Source organism: Motilimonas sp. 1_MG-2023, from assembly GCF_030547455.1.
In the GTDB taxonomy this organism is placed as follows: domain Bacteria; phylum Pseudomonadota; class Gammaproteobacteria; order Enterobacterales; family CBDFNC01; genus Motilimonas.
The window spans coordinates 88,454-102,087 of record NZ_JAUOPX010000008.1; the positions used below are offsets into that span (position 1 = coordinate 88,454).

13 protein-coding genes are annotated in these 13,634 nt (G+C 43.8%); 6 read left to right on the plus strand and 7 right to left on the minus strand.

What is annotated here, in order from left to right:
• The first annotated feature begins 114 nt into the window (after positions 1–114).
• Positions 115–1,440, plus strand: coding sequence for an MATE family efflux transporter (locus Q4519_RS06165; RefSeq protein ID WP_303510778.1), 1,326 nt, complete (start codon positions 115–117; stop codon positions 1,438–1,440).
• 293 nt (positions 1,441–1,733) lie between these two features.
• Here the strand turns inward: Q4519_RS06165 and Q4519_RS06170 are convergent, their stop codons facing one another.
• Positions 1,734–2,351 carry a DNA-3-methyladenine glycosylase I gene (locus tag Q4519_RS06170; RefSeq protein ID WP_303510781.1) on the minus strand — a complete coding sequence of 206 codons (618 nt, stop codon included), beginning with the start codon at positions 2,349–2,351 and terminating at the stop codon, positions 1,734–1,736.
• A gap of 697 nt (positions 2,352–3,048) precedes the next feature.
• Between Q4519_RS06170 and Q4519_RS06175 the strand changes: the two genes are divergently transcribed.
• Positions 3,049–3,444 (plus strand): hypothetical protein, encoded by a 396-nt coding sequence (locus Q4519_RS06175; protein WP_303510783.1) that lies wholly within the window; start codon positions 3,049–3,051, stop codon positions 3,442–3,444.
• Here Q4519_RS06175 and Q4519_RS06180 read toward each other — a convergent pair.
• The 4 genes from Q4519_RS06180 to Q4519_RS06195 form a co-directional block, all read right to left on the minus strand.
• On the minus strand, positions 3,433–3,894 hold the full coding sequence (locus Q4519_RS06180) for a GAF domain-containing protein (RefSeq protein WP_303510786.1): 462 nt from the start codon (positions 3,892–3,894) through the stop codon (positions 3,433–3,435). The genes Q4519_RS06175 and Q4519_RS06180 overlap by 12 nt on opposite strands.
• Positions 3,895–4,023: 129 nt before the next feature.
• Positions 4,024–4,779 (minus strand): hypothetical protein, encoded by a 756-nt coding sequence (locus Q4519_RS06185; protein WP_303510789.1) that lies wholly within the window; start codon positions 4,777–4,779, stop codon positions 4,024–4,026.
• A gap of 30 nt (positions 4,780–4,809) precedes the next feature.
• The gene (locus tag Q4519_RS06190) at positions 4,810–7,050 is read right to left on the minus strand and encodes an AAA family ATPase (RefSeq protein ID WP_303510792.1); all 2,241 of its coding nucleotides are present in this window, start codon (positions 7,048–7,050) and stop codon (positions 4,810–4,812) included.
• A 66-nt stretch (positions 7,051–7,116) separates the two neighbouring features.
• Positions 7,117–8,811: a hypothetical protein gene (locus Q4519_RS06195; protein WP_232803138.1), complete on the minus strand. Its 1,695-nt coding sequence runs from the start codon at positions 8,809–8,811 to the stop codon at positions 7,117–7,119.
• A gap of 212 nt (positions 8,812–9,023) precedes the next feature.
• On the opposite strand from Q4519_RS06195, the gene Q4519_RS06200 reads away from it, so the two are divergent.
• Together Q4519_RS06200 and Q4519_RS06205 are read left to right on the plus strand one after the other, a co-directional pair.
• Entirely contained in the window at positions 9,024–9,494 is a 471-nt protein-coding gene (locus Q4519_RS06200) for an HAD family hydrolase (RefSeq protein ID WP_303510799.1), read from the plus strand.
• Positions 9,494–9,997, plus strand: coding sequence for a hypothetical protein (locus Q4519_RS06205; protein ID WP_303510801.1), 504 nt, complete (start codon positions 9,494–9,496; stop codon positions 9,995–9,997). The genes Q4519_RS06200 and Q4519_RS06205 overlap by 1 nt, the downstream gene beginning before the upstream one ends.
• A 76-nt stretch (positions 9,998–10,073) precedes the next feature.
• Here Q4519_RS06205 and Q4519_RS06210 read toward each other — a convergent pair whose 3' ends face one another.
• Complete coding sequence (locus Q4519_RS06210) at positions 10,074–11,831, minus strand: FG-GAP repeat protein (protein WP_303510804.1); 1,758 nt, start codon at positions 11,829–11,831, stop codon at positions 10,074–10,076.
• Positions 11,832–12,099: 268 nt separating this feature from the next.
• On the opposite strand from Q4519_RS06210, the gene Q4519_RS06215 reads away from it, so the two are divergent.
• Positions 12,100–12,486 (plus strand): VOC family protein, encoded by a 387-nt coding sequence (locus Q4519_RS06215; protein WP_232803123.1) that lies wholly within the window; start codon positions 12,100–12,102, stop codon positions 12,484–12,486.
• A gap of 86 nt (positions 12,487–12,572) precedes the next feature.
• Positions 12,573–13,121, plus strand: a complete 549-nt coding sequence (locus Q4519_RS06220) for a hypothetical protein (RefSeq protein ID WP_303510808.1) — start codon at positions 12,573–12,575, stop codon at positions 13,119–13,121.
• Positions 13,122–13,210: 89 nt separating this feature from the next.
• On the opposite strand, the gene Q4519_RS06225 is transcribed toward Q4519_RS06220, so the two are convergent.
• Positions 13,211–13,633: a VOC family protein gene (locus Q4519_RS06225; protein WP_232803119.1), complete on the minus strand. Its 423-nt coding sequence runs from the start codon at positions 13,631–13,633 to the stop codon at positions 13,211–13,213.
• Position 13,634: the final 1 nt, after the last annotated feature.

Here is a 13,634-nt window from a genome sequence, read left to right on the forward strand (position 1 = left end):
CTGAAATTCCCTTTAACCACCAGTTGAACATGTCATTAAAGGCTCTCCTCGCTGTATGTGAGGGGAGCAATTATCGGTTGTTAGTGGATACTTTATTGAAGGTAAGGATTGTAAATGATTCTGAAGCACAAGCGCTCCAGAGTGCTGCAAAGTTTTAATGGTATCTTTGTGCCAATGGCGTTACAAATGCTGATGTACAATGTTTTATCAGCGAGCGATCTGATCATGCTCACCTACTTTGAATCTGATTCAGCCGCGGCCAGTGGCTATGTATCGCGGTTCATTTTTGTAGCCATTGTGTTTCTTAGCGCGTTATCAACAGTATCATCGATGCTTGGGGCGCAGTACTTTGGCTCGGGAAAGCGTAAGAAGATGTTCGCGGTGCACAACACTTCTTTGTATATAGGGTTGGTCATTTCTGCACTTGCATTTTTGATCAACTTGTTTTTCTCTGACCAGATATGGGGAACCTTAGTTCAGGACAATGACCTGCTGGTTCATGTCCAGATTTATGCTTCTTATATGGTTCCAAGCCTGATTGCTTCTGCCGCAATCCTAGCATTTGAGTCTTCCCTACGTATTGATGAGCAAGCCAGAGCCGTCAGTATTATTGGTGGTATATCAGTGGTCTTGAACTTAGTCCTAAACTATTTGTTGATTTATGATCGACCAGGGTTTGAGGGAATGGGTATCGAAGGCGCTGGGATTGCAACCCTGATCGCGCGAATTTCACATTTTGTTTTATTGCTAGGCTATCTCTTCATAAAATCAGGTTTCCGCGAGAGTGTGTTTGACTTTTATTATGATCACCACTACGGCAAAAACTTTGTGCTCACCAGTGCAAATGAACTAATTTGGCTACTCACTATGCTCGTCTACCTTGTTTGCATTGGTGTGTTACCAGCGGCCTCCGTGCTGGTATTTAACTACTTTAATCTGTTTGACTCTCTGGTGATGTCACTATATCTGTCGGCTTCCATCGCTTCCAGTATCTATCTTGGGGGGAAAATTGGTTCAAGCCAAGTGAATATTGTTAGGGTTGCCGCTCGGTTGTTTGAAGCCTGGCTGTTCAGAGCTTCACTGATATTCTGCATGTTGGCCCTAGCTGGCTACCTAAGCCTTGCCCACTTCCTGCCTGATGTATACCAATTAGGTAGTTTACTTGCTCTTGTTTGTATTTTGGTCTTATTACTAAGATCTATGGTGACATTTTATATTGTAGGCGTGTTAAGGGCAGGGCTTGACTCGGGCTATGTATTCAAGGTTGAGTTTGGTGTGTTGGTATGTTTTATACTACCTGTGCTCGGGTATATCTACTTTTTTGACATGTTAACCATTGCTGTGATGTTTGCGGTTATGTTGATTGAAGAGCTACTTAAGCTACTGATTTTTAAGATTAGGTTGCGGTCTGCCGACTGGCTCAAGAGTGCCTTGGCCTAGCTAGGATTGTGCGGTTATCTTCGATTTTATGGCAGAGTGATGTTAATAAAAAGTGCGTAGGGTATATGATAGGTACCTGCGAAGTTATAGACTTTTGCCACTTAACCTATGGGAGCTGATATTTTCTTTATGTTCGGCCTCGCGGATGCTTTTGTGATGAAGGTAGAGCCAAAGGTAGCGATGATAAAGAGCAGTTATTTGAAAATGGCAGCAAGTGTTAAGAACTGCTGGGCTGCGAGCAAGATCCAGACTTGCGATTAAGCAGGATAAAAATTCGGTTTAGTTAGTCGATGTTATGTTTCGTATTTTGGTTGCTGAAACGCAGCTCTGGCTTGTTCAACTTTACTGCGACTAATACACTCAGGCGTATGATCGTTAATTAATCCCATTGCCTGAATAAAGGCGAAGGCGGTGGTGGGGCCAACAAACTTCCAACCACGTTTTTTTAACGCTTTGGCGAGGGCAACTGATTCGGCTGTCGTGGTTTGGCTTTGCGGAATACGGTCAGCATCGGGTTTGGCTTCAAATTGCCAGAAAAAGGCGGCAAGAGAGCCTGCTTCTTTAACTAATGCTTGTGCACATTTGGCGTTGTTGATTACCGCTTCAATTTTACCGCGATGGCGCACTATGCCGGCGTTTTGCAATAAACGTTCGATGTCGGCGTCATTAAACTGGGCAACTTTATTGAAATCAAACTGAGCAAAGGCGGCGCGGAAGTTGTCACGCTTATTTAATATGGTGCGCCAGCTTAAACCCGACTGAAAACTCTCAAGGCAAATTTTCTCAAACAAGCGCTGGTCATTATCGACCGGGAAGCCCCATTCATGGTCGTGATAAGGCACAAACTCAGGCGCACCTGCACACCAACCACAACGTGGTAAGCCGTCATCGGCGATAAAAGGTTGACTCATGTTGGCTCCTTGCTAGGTGATTCCTTGGCGTCGCATATTATTTTTAAAGCATAACTGAAAAAACTCAATAAAATAATTGTTTTAACTGGGTCAAAATTCGCTCAGGGTAGACTGCACGGGGCTGAGTTGATTGGGATGGTTCTGTAAGAACAATACTACTCACTCGGGGAGGGGAGGCTGCGGGTGACCGTATTCTGCTCGCCAAAAATGCCGGGAAAAATCATCCGTAATTGACCTGTGGGTTGACCTTATAATTACGCAGTCTCTGGTTTGGCCTTGGTTTGTCAACAACTAAGGCGGCTAATGCCGCCTTACAACCCTAAACAACTATAATCTGTGTCTAAGCTATTGTTGTTTGGGCATAAACATCCTTTCGTGTCAGAATTATTTGGCGCCTTTAATAAAAGCTACCGTCATACCAACAAACAACATCCATGCGGCTAAGTAGATCATTCGTTACCCTTCTCGCTTACTGATGAATGTTGATGATAGCTTAATAAGCCGTTTGCGCTATTCGCTAGATCTCATACAGGGCAGAATATTTTCTTATTTTCGAGAAAATGTGACTTTTTTAACATTAAATTGAAATGTAACGGGTTGAAGCAATAGAAGGTTTATATTATGTAACAAATATTGGTCATTTTTTGGTCAGTTATTGACCTGGTTGTCGTTGGTGACTCGATGAATGGAGAAAAAATTGAAACAAACGCCACCGTTGGATTATCAGCGTTACTTCCCCGTTTGGTTGTTGTTGTCTGAACTGTATTTAGATAATGAGTTTGATGAGCAAGCTAGTGCTCATCTAGCGCGGCGGTTAAAAGATACTGAATTTAGTTTAGTACAGCTTGAGCAAATATTATTCTCGCAGGTGCACCCTGTATTGCATTGGAATTTATTAAGCGTGGCTGGAGAGTGGGTAAGTTTTGAAGCAGTCAGCTTGCAAGATGCGATAAACGATTATTTAGCTGGACAGCAAAGTCTTCGAGGTAAGTTAAAACACCTGACGAGTTGGCCGTGGCGGCGTTATAGCCAAGCCTTAGTTGTCGCGGATTGGCTGCGGGTTAAAACGTTATATAAAGATCTAAAACCCTAATTTAGCTTGAATATGTTCGACAAACTCACTCAAGCCTTGTTGGTCTATTTCAGTAAAGCGATTAAGAATTGGGCTATCGATATCGAGCACGGCCACCGTTTGGGTGTTTACATTAATCGGTAGCACTATTTCAGACTGGCTAGCCGCATCACACGCAATATGGCCCGGAAATTCATGAACATCGGCAATGCATTGGATCGTGTTGCTACTAAACGCTTTGCCACACACACCTTTGTCTAAATCAATGCGCACGCATGCTACCTTGCCTTGAAAAGGTCCCAATACCAGTTGCTCTCCTTTGTGTAGATAAAAGCCGACCCAGTTGATGTTACTTAAGTTCATATTGAGTAAGGCGCTGATGTTAGACAAATTGGCAATCAGGTCTGGCTCGCCTTCAATTAATGCCAGTGCTTGTTGAGTGAGTAATTGGTAGTCTTTTAATGAATTCATATCATTGGCTGCTTATTATTAGTTTGAGAGCGGTAATTACAGCATATTTTGCTGGGGACTTTCGATAGTATATCGTTTTTAGTGCCTTCAACCCCCACCTAGTCATGGTGATAGGGTTGAAGTGTAAATCTATTCGCTTACTGCACTTATTTGACCTGTACCTATGGCTAATTGTTTCTCTGCCTCGGTATATGGCCGGCAAGAAACATCGTAAACTTTTTGATACCACTGAAAATATTTATACAGCGAACGCAAGTTACGAAAGTAAAAGCCGTAACCTTTAGCCAAGCAAGCGCCATCTTGTTGCGGAATATTAGCAAACACGTCTTCTTCGGGATAATACAAGGCAGGTAAAAAATGGCTGGCTTCAATTTTGTAATACTTGCCATTGTCGGCTTGCGTGCTGCAAGGTAATGAGGTGCAGCCGGTAAATTGATACTGCTCACCAGCTTCAATTTCTTGCTTACCTGTGGTGTAGACGAGCTCTTCAAACTGAGTGCCGTAAAAGTAAGCGGCAGAGATTGAAAAATAGATGACCAGTAAAACTGCGCTCAGCCAAGAGCCGTTAATACCTAAGCGGCGTGCTGAAAAGTTAACTTCATCAGGTTTTTGCTTATCCGGCTCAAAGGCGAGCCAAACTCCTGCTTTTTTTAGGAATCGAAATACGGGGTTACGGCCGCTAAATACATAACCAAACCAAACAAAAGGGCGTAACACCACGAAGCGGATCTTAGCCAGTAGCCAAAAAATAGCAGCGATGGCTTTAACTAGTAATGATGGATTAGTATCCATAGGAGCATCAGTGGCTGCGCTGTCAGCCAACGCTTGCTGCGCCTGGCGTAACAGAGCATCACGATCCATGGGGGGCTCATTATTTTGCTTCATGGTGTTTCCTACTGCTTTGTTATTAAAAAGTTAAGCCGGATTAAGAACCGCTTGTTTGGTCGGCGCCGAAATATTGAGTTGCTTGGTTGTAATGTCGTATTTGATCAGCATTTCACCTTCAGCATCAGGCGTTTGCAGTAAGGTATTGGCAACTGCAGGTTTGATTCGAGTCGTGATATAACCTGGTAAGCCACGAGCACCAATAGCAGGCACGTAAATATCCTGACAAATGTCAGCTAAGGTTTGGTCGCTGATATTAATATTGATATTTTTGCCACTGGCTTTAATTTGGCGATTAAGCTTATCGATTTCACGACGGGCAATTTTTTCAACTACAGCTAAATCTAAGCGGTTAAAACAAACTATGTTTTCACGGCCATTAAAGCGATTAAGGAATTCGGGGCGATACACCTGATCGAGCTCTTTCATGGTTTCGCTCACGGCCTCATCAAAGCTTAAGTTCTCATCGAGGAAGTTTGGCTGGCCAATATTGGTGGTCATTAAAATAATGGCTTCACCAAAGGATACAGTTAGCCCTCGGTTATCAGTTAATCTTCCATCATCAAGCACTTGCAATAACACATTAAAAACATCTGGATGTGCTTTTTCCATTTCATCGAACAATACAATCACTCTAGGGTTGCTGCGCATTGAATTGGTTAAAATACCGCCAGCTTCGTAACCTTCATAGCCCGGTGGTGCACCAATGAGCTTGGCCACGCCATGTTTTTCCATATATTCCGACATGTCGAAACGTAACAACGCGCGTTCATCATCAAATAACGCGGCGGCAAGGGCCTTAGCTAGCTCTGTTTTACCTGTGCCTGAGGGGCCTAAGAACATAAAAGAAGCCTGTGGCTTTTCTGGATCTTTTAACCCCACACGAGCGACGCGCACCGCATCGGCAAGCTGGTCTACAGCATGATCTTGTCCATAAACCCGTGAGTTAAGCACGGAGTGAATTTTCAGCAGTTTGCTGCGCTCATCTTGATTGAGCTTGTCAGTTGCGATACCAGAAATAGCGCTAAATTCTGCTAATACGCTATCAACATCGAGACACAAGTTAGCGTTAACTTGACGAGTTAGTTGCTCAAATGCTTGTTTATTTTCTTTGACGTAAGCTTCCATTTGCGCAATTTCAGCGCGGATTTTGCTGATAGCTTCAGATTCAAAACCTGCCGCTAATGAAGCTGAAAATGAACGAAATTGATCAAGCGTTTCTGGTTCAGGTTTGGTGTCACCTTGGGCTTGTTCAACTTCCTGTTGTTTGAGCAGGGCATTTTCAAGTTCAATTAAGCCTTCTTCGCCATCTCTTTGGTTTTTATAGCATTTTCGTAATTGCTGTTGAATGGATTGCCATTGCTCTTGTTGCTGGCTGATTAACTGTAGTAGCTCTGATTTTTTACTCAATAGTTGTTCAGTAGGGACATGCAAAAATTCACTGCTTTCATCGCCAGCGATAGCCGCTTCAATTAAGCTTAACTGTTGATTCAGTTGAGTTAATTCAGCTGGTGCCGCGTGGGCTCGTTGGCGATAAGTAGTGAGCGCACGATCAAGTAGATTTAAACTTCGCTCAGGTTGGGCGCGGCTTAAGCTCATTTCACGAACGCGGTATTTGTTGGTTAAATCAATCGCAGTTGCTATCGCGCCTTCGCTGATGGTGATCTTATGGTGTTGCTCTAAGCGCTTACTGGTTACAGTGATAATTTCAGTCAGTGATTCATGAGCGGGCTCTTTGATATCGAGCATCGTGTAATATTCACGCATGTCGGAATGGCATTTTAATACCACTTCTAAGTCATCATCACGGGTTTCAAAAATTACTTGAAACTTATTCATACGAATTTCACGAACCAAGGCATTAATAAAGTTAGTGCAACCGTTGTTGCGTGCCGCTTCAATAAAGTCACGTGCGTCTTCTATGATCAAGATGGATTCTTTGGAGCGGCTCAGGGTACGTAATAGCTTCTGAAAATGCTCATTCATAGCACTTGGATCACCAGATGCAAACAAGCCATCTGTGTCTAGCCAATAAATGCGTTTATTAATAATATCAAATGAAGCTTCGCTATCGTTTTTACTGGCTTGCAGACCTAAGCAAAGGGCTGAGCAACCCACTCCACCGGTGCCAACAAGGAGCACACTGTTGGCTTGTTTGCGCATTAATACACCTGCCAGTTGCTTGAGCTCTTTATCACGACCAACAAGCTGAAAGTCGGGCTGTTGAGCTAGTTTGTCGCGCCCGCGAATTAAATGGTTATTCTGTGGCATAGGTTACCTCTTGGATATAGGGAAGAAAGTAGCCCTGATTAGGGCTACTGATTAGGCGATTGAGGCTTAAAAACCGAACGGGCTAGTTTCAGCTTGTTTCTGGGGTTGCTCGGCTTGTTGCTCGTCGTCATATTTTCCCGAAGTAACGTCAGCGGCTACTGAAATTGACTCTTGTACGCTGGCCTGAACGTCTTTTGCGGTGTTTTCTAAGCGGCTTAATAAGTCTTTAGTTTCTAATAGGCCGTCACGAGTAATACTGGTCGCTGTTTCAATCACTTGACCGTATTGTTCTAGATCTTCCAAGGCCTTGCTTAACTCACTATTTTGCTCTTGCGTGCCAAGCGCGACGCGGATCACTTCTTTTTGGCCTAATGCTGTGGTGGTTTGCTGCATGCGTTCAAGCGACATACGGGCCATTTCTGATGACTCACCGAGCGCTGCCGACGAGACAGCTTGTAACACCGTGCTTAACTGGTCGGCGACGCCAGCAACGCCGGAACTATGCAGTTGACGAGTTTTAGAAATTTGTTGATCGTTGGCATCTTGCATTGACTTAATGCGATGACCTGAGCTGGTTAATTCTGCCAGCACTGTCGTGGTGTCAACTGCGGAGCTACCTAACGCTTTAATATGATTTTCTAGGTCTCGTTTATGACGCTCTCGGGTCATACGTTCAATATCACCTTCTTCTGCATCGGCTGGCTGCAAGCTGTCACGTAAGGCCTCATTTTGACTGTCCGCTTCTTTGGTGGCGTCGTTAATGATGGCGTACATTTCACGCATACTAAAGTTAGCTTCATTAAGGTTATCAATTTGACCATTCATCATGTCAAAGTGCTCAGATACGGTGCCGACACGTACTTCTGTAGTTTGAATAAAGTCTTGTGCTGCGGTTACTAACGCCTTTTGGCGGTCTTTATGTTCGGTAGACGAGATATCTAATAGTTCACGCAGTTTGGCTTTTTGTTCCGCGTATTCAACTAGCTTAGATTCTTTTTGTGGTTGCTCTGGAGTGGTTGCCATAGCTTGGGTTAGTGTGGCTAACTCGTTATTGTGGTTTTCCACTTCAACTTGCAATAATGCGATTTTCTCACGTGATGCCTGCGTGATGTTACCAAAGCCAAACCAAGATTTATCTTCGCTCAATAGTGCGATTTGATTTTTTTTCTCTTGCAGGGTTTTGGTTAAACTTGCTAACTCTTGCTCTTGCGCCTCGCGCAGCACTGCCAATTCGGCTTCGGCTTCTTTATCTTCAGCAATCTCTCTAAATACATCAAAGGTGACGCCATTCATACGTAGGGTGTAAACCGCATCAACGATGTCAGTTAATGGGGTGATTTTGCTTTCAAATGAGATCAGGGCGTTATTGATCTCGTCGTATACGGTTTTAAGTTCAGAAAACGCACCTGTGTCGGTTAGGGCAATAATTTCCTGCGCCATACGTTTGCGTTCGTGTTGTAAAAACTCTTTGAACTGGTTGAATTCTTCGAGCTTTTCTTTGGCATCGTCTTTGTTGTTAGCAAATGTAAGTGCTTGTGATACCGCATTTTTCTTATCGGTAGGTGTCAGGCTTGGATCTAAGATGATGCCATAAAAGGTATTTGATTGAATATTAGCAAACTTGGAGCTGGACACTTGCTGTTGTTCTTTGTTGACTGTTTTTGCGCTAGTCGAACGGCGTTTAGAGGTGTTAACCGCCTGTTCCATAACTTCATTAATGGTGCTAGATGACTTTTTTTTACTGCGTGCATTAGACGACATTTAGTATCCTAATCAGCAAAGCTGAGGTGTAATATGGAAAATAATCCGTTAAATTAATTAGTTAAATATTTTTTCACCAACTAATGAACGGACCATGAGTTTGAAGGTCAAGTAAATATCAAAATTTGAGTCTATATTAATTGACAATAAAAATTTTAACAATGATATATATTTCACCTTTATCCGGTTCGGATATACGGCAGGAAGTAGTGATGAAACAAGTTTATTTATTTGATTGGGGCGACACCTTAATGGTGGATGATCTGAGTCAACCAGGGCACATGAAAGATTGGCCTGAAGTTGCAGAAGTTCCAGGGGCTGCGTCGCTGCTCGCCGCGATTTCGCAAACGGCCGCAGTTTATGTTGCTACGGGGGCTGAAAATACTAATCCCGAATTGGTGCAAGCTGCATTTAAGCGCACCAGTTTAAGTTCTTATATCACCGGCTATTTTTGCCCCGATAATGTGGGGTTTGCTAAATCATCAACACAGTATTACCGCACTATTGCCACTATGCTAGGCGTGGCGGTCAACGAAATAACCATGGTCGGTGATAATCTAACCCGTGATGTGTTACCTGCTCTTGAGGTTGGGATGAAGGGAGTATGGTTTAACCCCAAACAGCTGGAAAATACGTTAGCTGTTAAGGAAATTTATTCATTAGATGAATTAATAGGTGAGTGATGGAATTAACAAGTTTAGTGGGCAGCTGGGTGTTAATCGGCAGTGTGGCGATCAATAGTGAGGTGGCTTTTATTGGTGAGGATACCGACCCAAATGGGGTTGGCAATTGGTTAAATGGTCGTGCGGGTGAGCTGGTAGGGCAAATAAAAACGGTTAATGGTTTAACTTTAACTATTGCTGATAATGGCGCTTTTACGGAAGTGAAAACCGGCAAACCTAGTATTACATGGTATGATCAAGAAGGCGTGCTGGAATCAGAGGTTGAGCCCTTTAATGGTACGGTTGTGCTAAAAGGAGAGGGAGCGTTTCTAGTGGCTGAAGCAATACCTAACTGGGCGCAGCCGACTGCAAATGACTATGGTGTGGCTTTGCGCTATGACGATGGCGACACCATTATTGCAGAATGGCTTGAATGCATTGATAACCGTTTAGTACGTACGGTGAACGTGGTAACCGACGAGCTGTATTTAGATCGCATCGTGATGGTTTATCAAAAATCTTAATAATATTTAGCTTACCTAAGCTTGGATCTAGCTCGTAGCTATTTATCCAAGCTTAGGCTATTTCATTTATTTACAATTAATAAACGTATACTGCACCCGCTGTGTCAGCAATAGCACTGGCTGTGTCTTCATTATACTTCTCGGTACCGTCTGCGCCTACAGCGAGAGTGCTGCCATCACCACTTAGTGCTAAGCTTTTACCAAAGAAAGCAGAAGCCTGCGTTTCTTTTGATTTTAATAATGTGCCGGCATCCCAGCCATTACCTTGCCGCTTAAACAAATAGGCTGCACCTGAATTTTCTGCACTGGTGTCGCTTGGGGTTTCAATCTGCCCTGAATGGTCTGATTTGTTGCCAACAACAAGAAACTGACCATCATCACTCAAGCTAATACTGCTACCGAACTTATTCAGTGTGCTGAGATCCGCTATTTTTAGCGTTTGGCTATGCTGCCAATTGTTTGTTCCTGCGTATTCGTAGACATATGCACCACTTTCGGCCCACTGATAATTGCCATCAGCACCGATGACTAAGGTTGAGCCTTGACTATTAAGATCGAGGTCTAAACCAAATGACTGATTTGGCCCAGGTGCAGCGGAAGCAAATGCACTTTTAAGCTGCCAAGAATCATTGCTATCGGCATGATAGATAAACACCCGTCCAGTATATCTATGCTCAGGGATAGAGTCATAAGGCGCACCCACAGCTAAAACTTGACCATTATTACTTAACGCAATACTCGCACCAAAATTGGCATAACGTCTTAGTGTGCTAGGTTTTAGATATTGTGCTACTTGCCACCCATTGTCTGCTTGGCGGCGGAATATGTATACCGCGCCCGAGTCTTCTAGGCTGTTATCAGCTGGTTCAGTAGCATTGGCGGCATCGTCGCCAATTGCGCCAATGGCTAAGGTGTTGCCATCACCACTTAGCTCAACTCGGTAACCAAAGCTATCATTAAACTCAATGTTAGAGCTTGCCTTAAGGTATTGGGTTTGTTGCCAGCTGTTGTTATTTCGCTCAAAAATATAGACGGCACCTGCAACATCCGCGAGATTCTCTTCTGGCTTATCCGCGCTAGTTGAAGCTTCGCCAATGGCGCCTATCGCCAAGGTGTTGCCATCATCACTAAGGCTAAGGCTGGCACCGAACCAGTCCCAGTTTCCGGCATTACTGGCTTTTAGGTACGCTTGTTGTTGCCAAGTGCCATTGGGCTGTCGAGTGTAAACGTAAACCGCTCCGCTATTATTGAGAGATTCATTTTCACCATCTTCCATTGGTGAGCCAACAGCTAATGTATTGCCATCTTTACTTAGGCTGACGTACTGGCCAAAAGTATCTTTTAGCTCGGCATTGGATGCTTGCACTTTCACACTTGACTGAATCAGCTGAGCGAGGTCGATGTTGAGTTCATTTGAATCGCTGTGGCCTGTAGCATTGCTAGCACGGATGAAGTAGGTGGGAGTCGTTATCGCTTTGGTTTGATGAGCTGCTAGATTCACTTGATTTTTTGGTGTGGTTATCACAACTTGGCAGGTATCTACCGAGTCTTGTTTTAAGCAAACATCGTACTGCTCGGCATATTCTGAGGTTTGCCAACTAAGCAGAAATTGACCTGCTTGATCGGGTACGGCACTGATATCAGTAAAATTAAATGCTGATGGAGCGGGCTGTGGTGCTGCAGTTGGTGTGACCGGAGCGGGTGTGACTGGAGCGGGTGTGACAGGCTCTCGTTCTGAGCCGCCACCCCCACCGCCACAGGCTGATAGAATACCAACGACTGAGGGCACTAATGTTACCTTCAAGAGCTGAGTTAGGCTGGTCGATTTCAACATATACAGTTCCTTTATATTTAATTTGTTGCAAATAACTATCAAGTGGAAAGTGATATTCCATTGTGTTTCTTATGTTTAATATGTTGTTTTTATTGGTCTATTTTTGTTTGTTGACCTAGCCTTGGTTTTACGCGAAGTAATTAAGTTGTAATATCTAAATCAAATGTAAACTGTTATCATCAACCTTATAATAGTTTGTGACGATTCGTCAATAGATGACTAGTGCACTAAATGATATGGTGTGAATTTTCCTGATTGGGGGTAAGGCATGTTGGCTGGTATTCATCACGTGGCGATTATTTGTGCCGACTATGAAGTTTCCAAACATTTTTATCACAAAGTGTTGCAGTTACCTATTTTGGCTGAGCACTATCGCGCAGAGCGTGACTCGTTTAAATTGGATTTACAGCTACCTGATGGTGGCCAGCTAGAGCTATTTTCTTTTCCCAACCCACCCGTTCGACCAAGCCGACCAGAAGCGCAGGGGCTTAGGCACTTGGCGTTTAAGGTAAATGATGTTGTTGCAGTGGCGGAATATTTGCAGGCGCAGCAGGTGGTCGTTGAGCCGATCCGGATCGATGAATACACAGGTAGGCAATTCACCTTCTTTCAAGATCCCGATGGCTTACCCTTAGAGCTTTATCAATATGACTAACTTGTTGCAGCTGATGGTAGCCCGAGAGAAGGGTTAATGAGACAGATGCAGCTTTGTCGGTAGACTCATTTCACAGAGTAGATAACATGAAAACATTTATTGTTCCGAAATCATTACATGAGGTTTTTGGCGAGCGGCAAACTTGGCTGGAAGTGACTGGCGTTGTGTTGTTTGCATTGTTGGGGTCGAGCTTAATTTATGGGCTGCTTTATACCCCTATAGCGGAGCTGAGTCTTTGGCGAAGTGTGATTGCTTGGTTATTGATAGCCGATATTTTGGCGGGTTGCATTGCTAATTTTTCTCGGGGTACCAGTCAGTTTTATGGTGCTCGCGCATCTGGTCGCTGGCTGTTTATCGCCATTCATTTTCACCTCATTGCGGTAGCTTGGTTATTAGGTGAGCCGATACTGGCGATGGGTTACATTTGGGCCTACACGATTGCAGCAGCAATTATCGTTAACTTATTACAACAGTATCGCTATCAGTTATTTATTGCCGCTAACTTAATTGCTTACGGCTTGATTCTGATTGTCGCGCTAGCACTGCCGAGTTGGCTGATGTTGGTTAGTATTTTATTTATGCTTAAAGTGGTGTTTAGTTTTGGTGTCGATCATTACGCTTATGAGCGAGTCTGATCAGACTTTGCTCATTACTGGGTTAATCATCCAGTAATGAGCAAAATAGATTTTATTCGTTAACAACAGGCTTGGTAAAGCTGAGGCTATTATTCTACCGTTGAATTACGCTGCGCCACTAAGTCACTAAAATACTGTACAAACTCGACTTCATGGCCATCAGGATCGATAAAGTACACATTTTGTCGATAGGGATGCACGACACCTGGGTTGGCAATTTCAAACCCAGCAGCAGTTAGCCTTGCTATTACCCCTTTAATATCATTGGTTTCAAACGCAAAATGAGCCAATCCCACTTGATGGCCAGCTAAATCACGTCCATCCTGATCACCATTGTCGGCAAAGGCGATGTATAAATCATCACAACCAAAGTGTGCCCAATTTCTGGGCTTGCCACTCCACTCTGACTGACCACTATCGCGAATTTTCCACTCTGGAAAGGCCGCTTGATAAAAGGTTAAGGCGCGCGGAATATCGCGTATTACTAAGTTTAAATGCTCTAATCTTACCATT

Coding starts and splice junctions, on each gene's coding strand:
- Q4519_RS06165 (WP_303510778.1), top strand. CDS start 115: ATGATTCTGAAGCACAAGCGCTCCAGAGTGCTGCAAAGTTTTAATGGT.
- Q4519_RS06170 (WP_303510781.1), bottom strand. CDS start 2,351: ATGAGTCAACCTTTTATCGCCGATGACGGCTTACCACGTTGTGGTTGG.
- Q4519_RS06180 (WP_303510786.1), bottom strand. CDS start 3,894: ATGAATTCATTAAAAGACTACCAATTACTCACTCAACAAGCACTGGCA.
- Q4519_RS06185 (WP_303510789.1), bottom strand. CDS start 4,779: ATGAAGCAAAATAATGAGCCCCCCATGGATCGTGATGCTCTGTTACGC.
- Q4519_RS06190 (WP_303510792.1), bottom strand. CDS start 7,050: ATGCCACAGAATAACCATTTAATTCGCGGGCGCGACAAACTAGCTCAA.
- Q4519_RS06195 (WP_232803138.1), bottom strand. CDS start 8,811: ATGTCGTCTAATGCACGCAGTAAAAAAAAGTCATCTAGCACCATTAAT.
- Q4519_RS06200 (WP_303510799.1), top strand. CDS start 9,024: ATGAAACAAGTTTATTTATTTGATTGGGGCGACACCTTAATGGTGGAT.
- Q4519_RS06205 (WP_303510801.1), top strand. CDS start 9,494: ATGGAATTAACAAGTTTAGTGGGCAGCTGGGTGTTAATCGGCAGTGTG.
- Q4519_RS06210 (WP_303510804.1), bottom strand. CDS start 11,831: ATGTTGAAATCGACCAGCCTAACTCAGCTCTTGAAGGTAACATTAGTG.
- Q4519_RS06215 (WP_232803123.1), top strand. CDS start 12,100: ATGTTGGCTGGTATTCATCACGTGGCGATTATTTGTGCCGACTATGAA.
- Q4519_RS06220 (WP_303510808.1), top strand. CDS start 12,573: ATGAAAACATTTATTGTTCCGAAATCATTACATGAGGTTTTTGGCGAG.
- Q4519_RS06225 (WP_232803119.1), bottom strand. CDS start 13,633: ATGGTAAGATTAGAGCATTTAAACTTAGTAATACGCGATATTCCGCGC.